Origin of the sequence: Pseudomonas synxantha (assembly GCF_900105675.1) — a bacterium.
GTDB classification, from domain to species: domain Bacteria; phylum Pseudomonadota; class Gammaproteobacteria; order Pseudomonadales; family Pseudomonadaceae; genus Aquipseudomonas; species Aquipseudomonas synxantha.
In genome coordinates this window covers 1,783,304-1,798,178 of sequence record NZ_LT629786.1, presented here as the reverse complement: position 1 = coordinate 1,798,178, position 14,875 = coordinate 1,783,304, and the positions used below count along the sequence as shown (strand labels likewise).

The window sequence follows — 14,875 nt, the reverse complement described above, 5'->3', positions numbered from 1 at the left end:
GATTGCTCCAGCGTTTACAAGGGCGTGGGGATCAGGTCCGACGCCAGGAATTGAAGGGGTCGCAACGCATCAGTACGCTCCTGGCTCAGCAGCCAGGCGAACCCCGTATACATCGCCAGCAGACAGGCCAACGTGGAGGCCACCCACCAGGCTGTCGGGATCACACACAACCGTCTGCGCCTCGACTGTCCAAGGGGAGTCGGTAATACGGGCCCTGTCGGCGCATCCCCACGCACATGCCTGATCTGCCGATATAAGGCATCGCGAACGGCTTCGACTTGCAACACACCTCGCTCCATGACCCGGTATTTCCCTTCGAAACCCAAGGACAGGCACAGGTACATCAGCTCGAGCATGGCCAGGTGCTTGAGCGGATCACGGGACAGTCGCTCCAGCAGCTGGAAAACCTTCTCGCCCCCGAAGGTCTCGTTATGGAAGCGGCTCAACAAGCTCATCTTCGACCAGTCGCTCTGCGCGCCCCAAGGGGTGGTGACGACCGCCTCATCAAGGACACTGCACAACACATAGCGCGCGGACATGACCTGGTTGTTTTCAATACCACCCTGCAAGGCACGGGTTTCGAATTGAGTCATCGCCAATGTCAACCGGTCGTTGAGCATGCCCAGGTCTTCACGCTCGGCGCTGACTTTGAGTCGCACAATTTCCGACAATAACTCTCCGGCTGCGGCGACCACCGGGTTGAGCCCCGCGTCGAAACTCTGCGCTTCAAGCAGATGGCCCGCGTAGATCATGCGGTCCTCAAGTTGCTCGTAGCGCGGCGGCGACGGGAAATCCGTCAGCGGTCCCTGTACAGGCCCATGGCTCTCTCGGTCGAGCAGGACGGTTTTTTCATCTTGTGAGTAGTCGCTGTCCATGGCATTCAGTTCCTGATAGCCCAAAAATCGAGTTCAAGCCCGACGAACTCACCTCCCACATGGAAAGCGAAACCACCGGACTGCTCCAGCTGCGCGATATCGCGGGCGCTCATGTCGAGCATGAAATAGGTTTTGGCGGCATGAAACGGAATCTGCCGCGGCGCCACCGGCAGCGGTTTGACCTTGATCCCGGCAAGGTGCAGGTTGACCAACTCCCGTATGCGCTCTACCGGCCCAATCTTCAGATGAGCCGGCAGGCGCTGGCGCAGTTCCTCTGCGTCACACTGCGCCGTGGCGGCCAGGATGAATGTGGCCGCACCGAGCAACTTCAATTCGCTCACCGGACATACCAGCACGCCGTACTGGCGTTGCTGCAGGGTCAATTCGATAGCATGCTGCTCCAGCACCACCGACAACACCGCTCGCACCGGCTCCATCAGCCCACGAAAACTCGCGCCCTGGTCGCCATGCCGGTAATGCACCTCCAGTTGCGCACGCTTGCTGTCGCTGGCGAAGGTTGATAACTCGCCAAGCATCGACACCAACGCGCGGAACACCGCTTCCGGACGCACCTGGGGCTGGCTCAGGCGGTGACGCAGTTCCAGCTCCGTGCGATTGATCACTTGCAGCATCAACAAGTCACCGATTTGCGCGCCAGCGCCGGTGCCTCCGGCGCGGATCCGCGCCGCAATGGCGTCGCCTCGGCTGGCAAGCAGGCCGATCACTTCCTTGAGACACGACGCCACATAGCCATGCGCCTGCACAAAAATGAACGACGGGAGAAAGTCCGTATCCAGGCTCAGGCCTCCCTCAGCGCTGGAATTGAGCACCTGCGCAATCTTGAGTTTGACAAAGCGCTGGTCGCTCTGGCGCTCGCCCAGCAGCAGACGCAAATCGGGGCGTGCGCAGTGCACCTTGCAACGCGAATCCACCCCCACGTTGCTATCCCCCACTTCCACTTCACAGCTCAGGTAACGCGCCAGGACATCGCTGTGCTGCGGTTGGCGCACTTCGACCTGATTGCCGGTCGCCAGGGGCAGCGCCAAGTAAATCCCTTGCTGTTCCGTATTCGGCGGCACCTGCAATACCAAGGGTTCCATGGCTGCGCTCAACTCAAACAGGCTGCCGTCCGGCAAGACGCCGCTGGCCTGATTGACCACCAGTTTGCCCAGGTTCAGGTACTGCACGTTGAGGTCCAACGTCAGGAAACCCCAGGCGTCACTGCCCAGCAGGCGCGTCTGGTCAAGTTGCTGGTGGTAATAACGGTCGTTGTGCTGCAAGTGCTGTGGGCGCAACAACATGCCTTCCTGCCAGATGACTTTATGAATAGGCATATCAGCGCATCTCCAGGTCAGACAAATGGCCGGCCACCCGAATGCCGGCCTGGTCCAGCACCAGCTCGGCCCGTGTCACTTTCTGGGCGGTGACGGGCACCAGCATCCGCCAGCGTACATGGGGCAAGTCTCGATAAGCCGCGAGCACCCCCACGAAGCGACTATCAGGGCCGATCCTGAGTTTGAGCGCCAGGCGGTCACCGGGGCGCAGTTCAACTTCCTCACTGCTCACCCAGTCCTTCGGCAGCACCTGCTCAGCATGACCATACAGGCTGAAGAAGTCGGCGTTCTCGAAGGCTACGCCATGGCGCAATTCAATCAGGTGGACCACCACTGGAGAGGGTCGACCGTGCAAGTCAGGGTTGACCTGTTCGCTGGCGGTCAGCACCAGGTCCAACTTGGTCAACGTCGAAAAAGGCGAAATCGCGCTGCAGCCAGCCAACAGGCCGAGCAGGAGCAGCAGGGCTGCAAGGGTAATTCGATACATGACTCTCATCCTGGGAAATCCCTATGCAAGGCGCCGATCAAGCGAACCTGCTCCTCGTAGGCCTTGGCAAAATCACCTTCCAGCGCACGCCGACTCAACTGTTCATCCGCCGCCAACCACTGGTAGTAACGCTGGTAAGCCCGCCAATGCCACGCATCCGCGAAAAACCTGGGCGGCCTGCCCTGGGACTCAAAGCAACCCAGCAGGTAGCTGGGCTCGAAGGCGGCCCTGGCGTTACGCAGCGCGCTTCGGCATGCAGCCAGCAGGGCGGCTTGACGCACTTGCAGGTCCCGATGGGCCTGGATGATCGCCCGTTCAGCGGACAGCTGGCCCAGTACCTGCGAACCCAGCATTGCGGCTATTGCAGCCCCTGTATCGGGGCACATTTTCAAAGGGTTCTGGGCCAGGTCCAGGCTGGCGCCTGGTGCCGAGGCCAACTCGCTGTTCAGGTCGTCAAAGGTGCGCAGCGTCTGTTGCAGGCCGTTCACTCCCAGGTGGAACAGGCGCGCCACCTTGATTGCCAGGGCCTCCAGGTCAGACCTCTCGAGGGTATTCGGGTCGATGCCCAACGCTGTTGCAAACTGCCCCCAGAACAGCTCATCGGAAGGCGCCGCCACCGCTATCGGGTCCACTGCGCCAGACGCCACCACGGGATCGACCGGGCCAGGCACTATGAGGTGTTCCCGCTCGGCACCCTGGCTGTCAACCCACGTGCCGGGTTCATCGACTATCTCGCTCAATGCCTCCAGGTCCTCCGAGCGGGCTTGTCGCGGGTGCTCATGGTCCAGCACATGCAGAGGATCCAAAGACAGGAACGCATCATCTGGAATCGGCACCCCCGTGATAACGCGCTGCTCGCTGCCGTGGCGCGGCGCTTCCAGCAATTGCGCCCGTATCGTCACTGGCCCAAGGTCAAATACATCGCCATCACTGATCAAGCGCGCCTGCCCTTTGCGCAGGCGTTCGGCACTGCCCGATACCCCGGTCCCATTGCGGCTGATATCTGTCAGGAAATAGCGGCCTTCACGATAGCCGACCAAGCCGTGATGGCTGGAGAGCACGCGGCTCGGATCGGGTATTACCCAGTCACACCCGGAGCCGCGGCCGATCACACCGCCTCTACCGTCAAATACTTTGCGGGCCGGGGCTACGTTTTGCGCACCCTCGACCGCACAGGCCTCAAACACCAGTTGCATCCTTTGGCTCCCTCTATTCATCGGCCACGGGTGACCGCCTGCGGGTCGCCCAAAGGACGATACTCGGCATCGTCAAAGACGGTGTTGGCGTTGCAGCCGCCCAACAAACACAACACCAGCAAGACGGCTTGCCACGAACGATCAGGCATCAGGTTTCTCCCTCAGTGAACATCAAGTACGCCATTCAGCGCTCTTCCCTGGCCTTGCCAACGGGAATATTCAAGCGCGCCAGCCGGTAGAGCAGCGTGCGTCGCGCAACCCCCAACTCCCGTGCGGTACGGGTGCGGTTGCCCTGGTTCTTGTGCAGGCAATCGAGCAGAAATACCCGCTCTACCCGTTCCATACGCTGGCGTAGCGTCACGTCGTCAGCAGTCGGTGCCGGCGCCAGTGGCATCGACAGGTGCACCGGTAGAATCAGATTGTCGTCACACAGCAGCACGGCGCGTTCGACCAGGCATTTGAGCTCGCGCACATTGCCGGGAAAGTTGTGGCTCGACAGCTGATCGAGGGCAGCGTTCGACCACTCAACCGGCGTCCTGCCCAACTGCGCGCAGGCCTGGTCGGTGAAATGCCGGGCCAGTTGCAGCACATCGCCGTCGCGCTCACGCAGAGCGGGCAATTGGAGGGGGAACTGCGCAAGCCGGTAATACAGGTCCTCGCGAAAGCGCCCCTCGGCGACCATGGCCGCCAGGTCGCGATGAGTCGCGGCGATGATGCGCACATCGACCTTGTGCGCGGCACTGGCGCCCAGCGGACGAATCTCGCCTTCCTGCAGAACCCGCAACAACTTGGCTTGCAATAGCAGCGGCATGTCACCGATTTCATCAAGCAGCAACGTACCGCCGTCGGCAGCGTCAAACAGCCCAGCATGATTGCGGTCCGCACCGGTAAACGCGCCTTTGCGATAGCCGAACAGCTCACTCTCCAGCAACCCTTCGGCAAATGCCGCGCAGTTCTGCACGACGAAGGCCTTGGCACTGCGCGGGCCAGCTGCGTGAATGGCCCGGGCCACCACCTCCTTGCCGGTGCCGGTCTCGCCGAACAGCAGGACGGTGTAAGGGGTACGCAGTACTTTGCTGATCAACTGGCGCGTCTGCGCCATGGCTGCACTGTTGCCGATCAAGCCATATGCCCCGGCCAACGGCATAGCCTGCCTCGGCGGCGCGCCAACCCTGGTGTGCCTGCCGCGCAGCACGTGCAGCCGGTGCACGGCAAAACTGCCCAGTTGGCCCAGGGATTTTGCATAGCTGTGTAACTGGATCGGACGTTGACTGGCACACAACAACACGCCGGTAAGCCGTTCAGACCCACTGAACAGCGGCACGCTCAGTAGTGCACGCCACGGTGCCGGCGACACAGGCAGGAAGCGGGTGTCATAGCAACTGCCTTGTACCTCATCGAGGCTGAGGGCGGCGCGCTGGTTCAAGGTGTAGTGCAGCAGTTGTTGATTGCGCAGGTCGGCGTGCGAGCCTGCCGAGTCCAGTGAAGGGCCGTCGGGAAAATGTTGGGCGACAAGCTCCAGTCGATCCGTCGTTTCATCGAACAGATACAACTGGCTGAGCTCGCACTGGGTCAGTTGCGCGACGTCCGCAACGCATTTCCCAGGCAGCACGTGTTCATCATGTTCAAACCCCAGGCGGGTGAAGCAGGCGGACAGCGCATCGACAGTGAATGCACACGTGCCGATCAGCACTTGCACGTCTTCATTAAGCATGGTCATCAGTTCCTAATAAAGATTGCCGGCGAGCGTCACCACGCCATCGGCTCGCTCATGTTCCAGCCAACTGGTCCAACCCAGGCGGCAAACGTTGTCCTGGCCAATGTGCAGCGCCTTGATTTCGCTGCGCGCCATCACCAGGCGCAGGTCATAGTCCAAAGGACTGCCAGTAGCCAGGCGCACCAGTGCACACAGCGGCTGATGGGCCTTTCCTGTCGGCAGGAAGTCGTGAAACCGTTGCCAGCCCAGCGCTTGCAACTGCACCCTGAACTTGCCGCAGCGGTCCGCAACCTGCTGCCCCAGGACCAGATCCTCACCGAGTGCGCAGTTGGCGCGACCCAGGCCGTTGCGCTGCACAGGGTTGATATCAACCCTGCGCTCGACCCATTGCTCGATAAACAACGCGTCGTGCTTGAAGTAGTGGCGCAGCACGGACTCGATCACAGCAGCCGAGCGCGCCCGCAGGCTCAACAGCCCCAGGTAAGGCAGCAGGCGTTTGCAGTCCAGTTGGGATGCCCGTCGTATCGCGTCGCCGCCCAGGCCGATCAGCGCAAACATCTGTGCGGAGAACGCATCGTTGGCACCCGTCTGGAAACACGCCCAATAGCGATACTTACGCCAGATCGGCAGCATCAGACGGTGCAGGCGGTGGTGAAACATATCCAGGAAGTCGCGGGTAGGATTACCTCCTGGCTGTTCGGCAAGCGCCTGCTCAACATAAAACGCCGGCAGTGGTGACCCTGCACCAAATAGCCCCAGCACGTTGAGGCGCAGGCGGGCACGCAAACCCCCGTGGTCCATGAAGAACTCCACCCGGTCAATATCATGTGCTGCAAACCCCAGGCTCGGGTTGGCCTGGAATTCCAGTTGGTCGTACAACGCATCTTCGTCCAGCAGCGGATGCGCTTCGCGCAACCGTTCGGTCACCTGCAAGACCGCCTGGAACAGCGTGTACTCGCGGATAACACGGCAAAGCCGGGTCAGAGCAGGGGTTGCTGGCCCGTCCGGGATGGCCATAGATACACGTCTCCTTGTGTGCTGAGGACCCGCAACTCGTGATACGAATTGAGGTTGGCATAGAGTGCAAAGAACTGATTGATGACAGAGGCGAACAGAAACAGGTCGCCCTGGCCGACGAAGCCTTGGGAATCGACGGTCAGGTCGATGCGCAGCCCCCGGATGGGCAGCCCACGGTGCAGCCGGTCCACCGCCTCGTGGCGGATGGAACGCAACGCGCCCAGCCTTTTCTGGCTGACCTTGAGTGCCTGCCGATCGTGATAGCGCGGCAGGTCGTAGGTTTCGAGAACCACTTTCAAGGCGTTGATATCGGTCAACGACAGGTAGTTGAGCGACATGTTGCTGACCAGCCTCCACAGGAAGTCCTGTTCCAAGGGCGGCGTGAAGCTCGCGGTAGGCGTCGTGATGTTGTGAAACGTCAACGACTCCGGTGTCTGCTCGCCGGGCTGGTTGATTTCGCCTAGACGGACCTGTTGCGCCAGGTTGCTATTGGTACAGGTCAGTTCGATCGACAACGTTTCCTGGCCCTGTGCGCGCCGAGTGCCAAAGCCCATCCAGGTGTCCAGCCCCCCATGCTGCACCGACGAGCGTTGGCGAATGCTGTAGCTGGGGGGCGCAGCCAGCGATTCGTGGCGTGCATCATGTTCAAAGGACTCGAACGGCACGTAGGTTTGGTGACCCAACCCACCAGGGCGCCACCCGGTGACCCGGTCCACTGAGAACACACTGGCGTGCCCCGGCGCATATCCACCGGGCATCACCAGGTACTCATCCTGCTTGGCGTCCAGGCGAATGGGAATCGCGTCTTGATTGAACAGGTTGGCGATAGGCGTGCAGTACAGCTTCACGTTATCCAGGCTTGGGCGCAGGTCATCGCGCCCCTGCGTGTGCAATTGGAAGCGCACGACCATCCCGTGCGCCTGCTTGAGCAGCTCGCAAGGCAGTGTGTGCAGTACATTAAGCCCTTCAACATCGACAAACAGGTACTTCTCGGGAAAGGCAAAGTACTCCTGCAGGTGGCGATAACCACCGAACGTATTTTGCGGGTAAGGCATCAGCGCCTGTTCCGGGGCAAAACCCACGGGCTGAACCTGGCTGGCGCTGAGGCGTAGCGTCACGGGATGTCCATCGGCGGTGTTGAGCGGCAAGCCGTCGTGGCCCGACAGCAACACCTGGATACCGTCAAGATGGCGCAGCAGGCCAAGGTACAAGCCCTGGCTGACGTAGTGGTCGCCGGCCAGGTGCAACCGCAACGAATCAAACGCCAGGTCATTGAAGCTGCCTTCGGTGCTCATGGTCACGCACAGGTCCAGCCACGCGTCTTCGCCTTGGCACCGGTACTCCAGGCCGCTGAGTTGCAGGGGCATTACGTCGGTGGCATAGCAGGTGCGAAAGCGGCAACGCTCACCTTGGATCGGCGTACTTTCCACCGCAGTGTCCCGCGCCACGCGGACGCTGGGGCCTGCACGCTTCAAGGGGTCAAACTGCAGGATGCTGAAGGCCGGGATTGGCCGCATATAATTGGGCCACAGCAAGTGCATCAACGAATGCGTCAACTCCGGCAGTTCATCATCGAGCTTCTGGCGCAGGCGCCCGGTCAGAAACGCAAAGCCCTCCAGCAAGCGCTCGACGTCCGGGTCCTGGCCGGCCTCTGCGAGAAACGGTGCCAGGGCAGGATTGCGCTCGGCAAAGCGCCGCCCGAGTTGGCGCAGGGCACTGAGCTCGTGCTGAAAATAACGGTTAATGGTCATCGACACAGACCTTGATTTGTCCGGCATCCCTCAGGCGCGCCTGGAACACGACCGGCTGGGTAGTACCGTCGATGACCATCCCGGCATCGATGGCAAATGCCAAGGCTAAAGTCCCGCTGGCGACGGGCAACAGCCTCACACGTACATTCGCCAGCCGAGGCTCGTAGGCCTGGATGAACCGTTCGATGAGCAGGCGTGACTGGGTCAGGGACTCATGCAGGCTCAGCTGCATATCATTGAAGTCAGGCAAACCATAATCTGGCAGCGCCTGGACGCTGCCCGCGCGAGTACTGAGCATCCTGCCCAAATGTGCGGCGACGGACGCAACGGGGCACGCGTGGGTCGACGCATCGGGGTCAAGGCGTTCGAACAGGCTGTTGTGGTGGGGCATCCCCTGGCCTCTGCTCATGCTTTATCGAGCTTACCGACCAGGGACAAGGTGAAGTCCGCCCCCATGTACTTGAAATGCGGGCGCACGCTCAGGTTGACCCGATACCAGCCAGGCTCGCCCTCGACATCGCTGACGACGATACGCGCTGCGCGCAATGGGCGCCGCCCGCGCACTTCGGCACTGGGGTTTTCCTGGTCCGCCACGTACTGGCGAATCCATTTATTGAGCTCCAGCTCCAGGTCCGTGCGCTCCTTCCACGCACCCAATTGCTCGCGTTGCAGCACCTTGAGGTAATGGGCCAGGCGATTGACCACCATCATGTAAGGCAACTGGGTACCCAGCCGATAATTCAACTCTGCAGCCCTGCCCTCTTCACTGGTACCAAAGGACTTGGGTTTCTGCACCGAGCTGGCGGAGAAGAACGCGGCGTTATCGCTACCCTTGCGCATGGTCAGGGCGATGAAGCCTTCTTGTGCCAACTCATACTCGCGCCGGTCCGACACCAGTACCTCGGTAGGAATCTTGGTTTCTATCTCTCCCATGCTCTGGAAATGGTGCAGCGGCAGATCCTCGACGGCGCCTCCGCTTTGCGGACCGATGACATTCGGGCACCAGCGAAAACGCGCGAAGCTGTCGGTCAGGCGCGTAGCAAAGGCATAGGCGGTATTGCCCCACAGGTAGTGCTCGTGGCTGTTGACCACGTTCTCCTGATAGGTAAAAGTCTTGACCGGACACTCAAGGGGGTCGTACGGGGTGCGTAGCAGAAAGCGCGGTACGGTGAGACCGATGTAGCGGGCGTCTTCGCTCTGGCGAAAACTTTGCCACTTGGCAAACTGCGGCCCTTCGAAATGATCCCGCAGGTCTTTCAGGTCTGGCAGCCCCGTGAAGCTTTCGAGGCCAAAGAAACTCGGCCCCGCGGCAGCGATAAAGGGCGCGTGGGCCATGCTGGCGACACTGGATGCGTATCGCATCAGCTTCACATCGGGGGCACTGGGAGAAAGAAAGTAGTCGGCAATGATCGCGCCCACCGGCTGGCCGCCGAACTGTCCGTATTCGGCGCTGTACACATGCTTGTAGAGTCCCGACTGGGTAATTTCCGAGGAGTCCTCGAAATCGTCCAGCAGGTCCTGGCGCGAGACATTCAGCAGCTCGATCTTGATGTTTTCGCGAAAGTTCGTGCGCTCGACCAGCAACTGCAGCCCTCGCCAGGAAGCCTCCAGTGCCTGGAAGTCGGGGTGGTGCAGGATCTCATCCATTTGCTGGCTAAGCTTGGTATCGATCTCGGCAATCATCCGGTCAACCAGGCGTTTCTTCACCGGTTCGTCGCGGTTGTGCGGCTTGAGCAGCTCTGCGATAAACGCCGACACACCGCGCCTGGCAATGCCATAGGCCTCGTCGTCAGCGCTCAGCAATGTCTGGGCAATGATGTTATCGAGGATGCTGCCGGCTTCTGGGGTCTGTACCGTTTGCAGTTCGTGTTGGATCGTGGTCATGCTCTCAGTGTCCTTTTACTGAATATGTCCGGCGTGAGGACTGGGAAGCCCCAGCTCGGCCAGGACCCGGGCGCGGCAATCGCCGTTGGCCAAGGCCTGTTCAATGGCTTTGCGAAAGTTCGGCGTGTTGCCCAGCGGGCCCTTGAGCGCTACCAGTGCTTCACGCAACGCCATCAGTTTTTGCAACTCGGGGATCTGCTCGATCAGGTTCGCGGGATTGAAGTCCTTCATCGCGTTGATCCGAACCTGGATCGTCAACTCCTCCACGCTGGCTTGCTCCTGGAGGCGATTGGGCACGCTCAGCGTCAAGCCGAGCGCTTGTTTGGCCAGCACGTCGTCGAAGGTGTGCTTGTCGATGCCAATGGGCTTGCGATCCTCGAGCTTGCGCAGATCTTCACGCTGAGTGAAATTACCCAGCACCAGCAACTTCAACGGCAGTTCAACGTCCTCTTGTGCGCCGCCGATGGCCGGTTTGAAGGTGATATTGATCCGTTCCTTGGGGGCTACCGAACCGTCTTTGGCCATGGTGCTACTCCTTTTGATAGGGCTTTATTCAAGTACTGCTTCGAGATCGAGTTGGCATAACCGTCGATGGAGAGACTCCTTGCACTCGCGTATGCCGTGGCCTTGCGGCAACAGGTCATAACATCGGTACAGGCGCTGGCCCACTTGCACGGCCAGTTCCGGCTCCCAGCGCTCCAAGCCGTTACGCTGCAATTGCTCCTGCAGCTGCTCCAGCTGGACCCTTGCCAGGTCGTGCTTGCCCGCTTTCGCACACAACCTGGCCAGTGCCAGACGCCAGTGAAAACGCGCGCGCTCGCCGGGCGCGGCGTGCAAGCCCTGCTTGAGCACTGCGACCGCAGCCTTGAGCCCCTTCTTTCGCAGGCAAGGCAGCACCGCTTCCAGGGCGACCTCCCAGGGTTCGCACGGGGGGTCTGCCACAACGGCCAAAGACTCGCTCCGTTGCAAATGAGGCCTTACATGGAGCGCAATCCACTCACAGGTGAGAGGGTCGGCAAAGGGTGTTCCATCGTCGAACCGGTACTCCGGCAGGTCCGGCAGGCGTTGCAGCAGCAGCGCGAAATGCATTTCCAGCTCGGTCATGGCCAGGTCTGCGTGCAAGGCCTCAAGGCATTCCCAGGCCATGCGTAAACCGTCGAACCAGAACATTGCGCCCGTCAGGCTGACTTCAAGCTCAAGCAACAGCTCGGCAAATTGGCCTTGGCCCAGGCGTTCCTGGTAGCGCTTGAGCTTGTCGGCGGCCAGTGGACGCAGCGCCGTGACCCGCTCACCGTCGGCATCGGGATAATGGATAAGCGTCATCCACGCCAAGGTCCGGCCCAGGCGCAAGGCACGCGGATCCCTGGTGTCCTGGCGCAACCACCAGGCACACAAAGGGCGGGCCTGCTCTTGCAATGAACGCAGCAGCCTGTGCGCGTCCTTTTCGTTGTCAATGGGTTGCCCGGGTTGGGGCAACTGGGTGGTTGCCGGCTTGACGGGAGCGATGCCCACGACGACCTCAGGTTTGGCACCCTCTTGTTCGGTGCAGGCCAGGCGTTCCGACAGTTGCCTGCGGATCGACAACAGCTGGGGCGCCTCATTGCCAAGCTTTTGACCCCACAGCTGATCAAGCCGCACGAGGTGCTCAAGCAGGGCGTGGAACACAGGCAGCTGCCCCGCAACACAGAGGTTCTGCGCAAACAGTGGCTCAATGCGCAACACCAGCCAACCCAATGCGGCCACGCGTGTACGCAACTTGCTTGGGTAGACCTGTGCCCAATGCCGCTCACAGAGATCGCGCAGCAACCCGAGACCGGCCAGTAACCCGGTGAATGAATGACATTGATACAGGGCCCAGGCCAACCAGACAGCAACCCGCAGATCCTTGGAGTGCTCGCGCAATAGAGACTCGCTTAGCTGGCAGACCTTCTGCCAGTCTGGTGGCCCTTCCGTATGAATCGATCGAGTCTTGCCCAGCTCGTCCTCGAGGGCTTCAAACTCCCCGGAGAAACGCATGTCGCTGCCGGCAAAACTTTCAGGACGACAAGGTACTGTCGCAACTTCCTGATAATAATCGAACAGCCTTTCTGAATATTCCATTTTGTCGAACACATCACCTTCCAGGGCAAGACAAATAATTTTTAATATTATTAAACAATATATCAGGGCGGCTTTAACCTTCATCGAAGCCACCGAAGCCTGTGAACCTTAGTCATGAAAAAAGCGATCGGCAAGCGACTGAATGCTACTTAAGAATAGTCCTACGCCCGCCACAAAACAGTGGGCTGCGCAGTTAGTTGCGCAGTGCAGCCGAGGGAAAATCTGCTCGCACCCTGTACTTGCTGGCCCATCGCGCGAGCAAATAACTGCACACTCCTGCGCAACTATCTTCGCAAACAAGCCTATCATTTTCGGGCAACTTCCCGACCGGGTTACTTATTATTCTTGCAGCCTGCAGCTTCATTGAGACTCACACTTTCAGGCACGCTTCTTGTAATAGGGCAGTTGCCGATTTGGCAACTTAACCGTTCGGCAACACCTACTCAACCAGGCAAGGAAACCAATCATGCCAACACCCGCGTACCTCTCCATTACCGGCGTCAAACAAGGTTTGATCACGGCAGGTACATTCACCCAGGACTCGGTAGGCAACATTTATCAGGAAGGTCACGAAGACCAGATACTGGTGCAGGCATTCGCCCACCAAGTGATCATTCCACGCGACCCGCAATCGGGCCAGCCAACCGGCCAACGCGTGCATAAACCCATGATGATCAGCAAGGTCTTCGACAAATCATCACCGTTGCTGTTCAGCGCGCTGACCACCGGTGAAGAAGTTTCATGCCGCCTGGAATGGCTGCGCACTTCTTCGGCCGGTACCCAGGAGCACTACTTCACCATTGAACTGGAAGGCGCGACCATCGTGGACATCCAGTCGCGCATGCCCAGTTGCCAGGACCCGGAGAACGCCCATTTCACCCATCTGGAGGAGGTATATTTCACCTATCGCAAGATCACCTGGACCCACGAAGTAGCCGGTACTTCGGGCTCGGACGACTGGCGTAGCCCGGTAGCCGGCTAACGGCGCTTGAAGCGGAAGGGCTGCCAGGGAGGGCGCCCTTCCTGTTGACGGCCTAAACCATCGCCAGCGGGTGCTTACGCTTGGGCGCGCCAAACACACGATCAATCGCGTCAAGGTCATGCTCATCCAGCACCAGGGTGGCCGCCCTGGCATTGAGCCGTATGTGTTCGGGGTTGACCGCCTTGGGGATAGCGATCACGCCATCCTGGCGTAGGACCCAGGCCAGGCACACCTGGGCCGGTGTCACCTCATGGCGAAGGGCGATCTGCTTGAGGGTCGGGCTCGACAGCAGTTCACCGCCCTGGGCGATCGGACAGTAAGCCATCAATGGCAAATGGTGCTGTTGCCACCATGGCAGCAGGTCGAATTCGATTCCGCGTTCTTCGATGTTATAGAGCACCTGGTTGGTCGCACACGCCGGGGACGCGAGCTCCTGCAGGTCCGCCACGTCAAAGTTGGATACACCCCACCGGCCGATCTTGCCCGCCTCGCGCAAACGCTCGAAGGCTTCGACGGTTTCTTCCAGTGGGTACTGGCCGCGCCAGTGCAGCAGGTACAGGTCAATGTAATCGGTGCCCAGGCGCTGAAGGCTGGCTTCACAGGCGCGAGGCACGCCGTTGCGGCTGGCGTTATGGGGGTAGACCTTGCTGACCAGGAACACCTGGTCGCGCTTGCCGCGGATGGCCTCGCCGACCACCTCTTCGGCGCCGCCTTCGCCATACATCTCGGCGGTATCGATGAGGGTCAGGCCCTCGTCCATACCCAGTTGCAGCGCGGCGACTTCGGCGCGGCGCCGGCTCGGGTCTTCGCCCATGCGCCAGGTCCCCTGGCCGATGACAGGGACGGGAACGCCGGCCAGATCAATGGTACGCATGACAACCTCCTGGTGAGTTCGCGGATTAACACTGTGGCACTGAGCGGACAAAAGGGTTCAATCCCAGTATGGTTGCCCTCTCGCCAGTCGCCAGGAATCACCCGCAATGCTGTTTGTCGTCATGCTCGGGGGCAAGCACCCACGGGCCAAAATCGAGGTGCACGATGTGGTGTTCGCAGTGGCAGACACCTTGCAGGCCACCTACCCGCAATTGCGCGATGCCTGGTTCGGCAGCTCCAAGGGCGTGCACATCGATTCATGGATGGCGGTGGATGGCGTCGACGGCTGGAAGGTCGAACTCAGCCCATTGGCGCCCCACGGCAATGCCCATCACCTGTACTTTATCAACCTCGGCGGCTACGAGGCCAAGCGCTTCGGAGAAGATCACCACTACCTGCTGGTGGTCGCCCGCAACAAACGCGAAGCGATGAGCATGGGCAAACGGCAGATGTTGCGCCAATGGTCCCAGGCCCACACCGACGCGGTCATGGATATCGACGATTGCCTGCCTATCGATCTGGTGGACGGACGTTATGTCCATCTCGTACAAGGCCCGCACGCCCCTATTGTCCAGCGCAATGACTACATCGTGTTGCCCTGAACCCTGGAACGCGTTCGGAGCGACTCAAACAAGTGACGGGAACTTTGCCAGGAAATA

Annotated in this window: 15 protein-coding genes; 2 read left to right on the top strand and 13 right to left on the bottom strand. The window is 60.4% G+C overall.

Going from position 1 to position 14,875, the window contains the following annotated elements; translation table 11 throughout:
• Positions 1-14: 14 nt before the first annotated feature.
• From icmH to tssA, 12 genes are read right to left on the bottom strand one after another with little or no spacing between them, the layout of a single operon-like run.
• The gene (gene icmH, locus BLU48_RS08690) at positions 15-875 is read right to left on the bottom strand and encodes a type IVB secretion system protein IcmH/DotU (RefSeq protein ID WP_057025122.1); all 861 of its coding nucleotides are present in this window, start codon (positions 873-875) and stop codon (positions 15-17) included.
• A 5-nt stretch (positions 876-880) separates the two neighbouring features.
• The gene (tssK, locus tag BLU48_RS08685) at positions 881-2,209 is read right to left on the bottom strand and encodes a type VI secretion system baseplate subunit TssK (protein ID WP_057025121.1); all 1,329 of its coding nucleotides are present in this window, start codon (positions 2,207-2,209) and stop codon (positions 881-883) included.
• Between the two features lies 1 nt (position 2,210).
• On the bottom strand, positions 2,211-2,696 hold the full coding sequence (tssJ, locus tag BLU48_RS08680; RefSeq protein WP_057025120.1) for a type VI secretion system lipoprotein TssJ: 486 nt from the start codon (positions 2,694-2,696) through the stop codon (positions 2,211-2,213).
• 5 nt (positions 2,697-2,701) lie between these two features.
• Complete coding sequence (gene tagH, locus BLU48_RS08675; RefSeq protein ID WP_057025119.1) at positions 2,702-3,892, bottom strand: type VI secretion system-associated FHA domain protein TagH; 1,191 nt, start codon at positions 3,890-3,892, stop codon at positions 2,702-2,704.
• Between the two features lie 17 nt (positions 3,893-3,909).
• The gene (locus BLU48_RS08670; protein WP_043050517.1) at positions 3,910-4,041 is read right to left on the bottom strand and encodes a hypothetical protein; all 132 of its coding nucleotides are present in this window, start codon (positions 4,039-4,041) and stop codon (positions 3,910-3,912) included.
• Between the two features lie 35 nt (positions 4,042-4,076).
• Entirely contained in the window at positions 4,077-5,606 is a 1,530-nt protein-coding gene (locus BLU48_RS08665) for a sigma-54 interaction domain-containing protein (protein WP_057025118.1), read from the bottom strand.
• A 12-nt stretch (positions 5,607-5,618) separates the two neighbouring features.
• Positions 5,619-6,626, bottom strand: a complete 1,008-nt coding sequence (gene tssG / locus BLU48_RS08660; RefSeq protein WP_057025117.1) for a type VI secretion system baseplate subunit TssG — start codon at positions 6,624-6,626, stop codon at positions 5,619-5,621.
• Positions 6,590-8,377 (bottom strand): type VI secretion system baseplate subunit TssF, encoded by a 1,788-nt coding sequence (gene tssF, locus BLU48_RS08655; RefSeq protein WP_057025116.1) that lies wholly within the window; start codon positions 8,375-8,377, stop codon positions 6,590-6,592. The genes tssG and tssF overlap by 37 nt, the downstream gene beginning before the upstream one ends.
• Entirely contained in the window at positions 8,367-8,768 is a 402-nt protein-coding gene (gene tssE, locus BLU48_RS08650) for a type VI secretion system baseplate subunit TssE (protein ID WP_057025115.1), read from the bottom strand. Before tssE ends, tssF begins: the two co-directional genes overlap by 11 nt.
• A 14-nt stretch (positions 8,769-8,782) precedes the next feature.
• Positions 8,783-10,261 (bottom strand): type VI secretion system contractile sheath large subunit, encoded by a 1,479-nt coding sequence (gene tssC / locus BLU48_RS08645; protein WP_057025114.1) that lies wholly within the window; start codon positions 10,259-10,261, stop codon positions 8,783-8,785.
• Positions 10,262-10,276: 15 nt separating this feature from the next.
• Positions 10,277-10,786, bottom strand: a complete 510-nt coding sequence (tssB, locus tag BLU48_RS08640) for a type VI secretion system contractile sheath small subunit (RefSeq protein ID WP_057025113.1) — start codon at positions 10,784-10,786, stop codon at positions 10,277-10,279.
• A gap of 24 nt (positions 10,787-10,810) precedes the next feature.
• Positions 10,811-12,361 (bottom strand): type VI secretion system protein TssA, encoded by a 1,551-nt coding sequence (gene tssA, locus BLU48_RS08635; RefSeq protein ID WP_057025141.1) that lies wholly within the window; start codon positions 12,359-12,361, stop codon positions 10,811-10,813.
• Positions 12,362-12,827: 466 nt separating this feature from the next.
• On the opposite strand from tssA, the gene BLU48_RS08630 reads away from it, so the two are divergent.
• Positions 12,828-13,343, top strand: a complete 516-nt coding sequence (locus BLU48_RS08630) for an Hcp family type VI secretion system effector (RefSeq protein WP_057025112.1) — start codon at positions 12,828-12,830, stop codon at positions 13,341-13,343.
• Between the two features lie 52 nt (positions 13,344-13,395).
• On the opposite strand, the gene BLU48_RS08625 is transcribed toward BLU48_RS08630, so the two are convergent.
• Complete coding sequence (locus BLU48_RS08625; protein WP_057025111.1) at positions 13,396-14,217, bottom strand: aldo/keto reductase; 822 nt, start codon at positions 14,215-14,217, stop codon at positions 13,396-13,398.
• Positions 14,218-14,323: 106 nt separating this feature from the next.
• Between BLU48_RS08625 and BLU48_RS08620 the strand changes: the two genes are divergently transcribed.
• A complete protein-coding gene (locus tag BLU48_RS08620) occupies positions 14,324-14,818 on the top strand; it encodes a DUF1543 domain-containing protein (RefSeq protein ID WP_057025110.1) in 495 nt (164 codons plus the stop codon).
• Positions 14,819-14,875: the final 57 nt, after the last annotated feature.

Coding starts and splice junctions, on each gene's coding strand:
- icmH (WP_057025122.1), bottom strand. CDS start 875: ATGGACAGCGACTACTCACAAGATGAAAAAACCGTCCTGCTCGACCGA.
- tssK (WP_057025121.1), bottom strand. CDS start 2,209: ATGCCTATTCATAAAGTCATCTGGCAGGAAGGCATGTTGTTGCGCCCA.
- tssJ (WP_057025120.1), bottom strand. CDS start 2,696: ATGTATCGAATTACCCTTGCAGCCCTGCTGCTCCTGCTCGGCCTGTTG.
- tagH (WP_057025119.1), bottom strand. CDS start 3,892: ATGCAACTGGTGTTTGAGGCCTGTGCGGTCGAGGGTGCGCAAAACGTA.
- BLU48_RS08670 (WP_043050517.1), bottom strand. CDS start 4,041: ATGCCTGATCGTTCGTGGCAAGCCGTCTTGCTGGTGTTGTGTTTGTTG.
- BLU48_RS08665 (WP_057025118.1), bottom strand. CDS start 5,606: ATGCTTAATGAAGACGTGCAAGTGCTGATCGGCACGTGTGCATTCACT.
- tssG (WP_057025117.1), bottom strand. CDS start 6,626: ATGGCCATCCCGGACGGGCCAGCAACCCCTGCTCTGACCCGGCTTTGC.
- tssF (WP_057025116.1), bottom strand. CDS start 8,377: ATGACCATTAACCGTTATTTTCAGCACGAGCTCAGTGCCCTGCGCCAA.
- tssE (WP_057025115.1), bottom strand. CDS start 8,768: ATGCCCCACCACAACAGCCTGTTCGAACGCCTTGACCCCGATGCGTCG.
- tssC (WP_057025114.1), bottom strand. CDS start 10,261: ATGACCACGATCCAACACGAACTGCAAACGGTACAGACCCCAGAAGCC.
- tssB (WP_057025113.1), bottom strand. CDS start 10,786: ATGGCCAAAGACGGTTCGGTAGCCCCCAAGGAACGGATCAATATCACC.
- tssA (WP_057025141.1), bottom strand. CDS start 12,361: ATGGAATATTCAGAAAGGCTGTTCGATTATTATCAGGAAGTTGCGACA.
- BLU48_RS08630 (WP_057025112.1), top strand. CDS start 12,828: ATGCCAACACCCGCGTACCTCTCCATTACCGGCGTCAAACAAGGTTTG.
- BLU48_RS08625 (WP_057025111.1), bottom strand. CDS start 14,217: ATGCGTACCATTGATCTGGCCGGCGTTCCCGTCCCTGTCATCGGCCAG.
- BLU48_RS08620 (WP_057025110.1), top strand. CDS start 14,324: ATGCTGTTTGTCGTCATGCTCGGGGGCAAGCACCCACGGGCCAAAATC.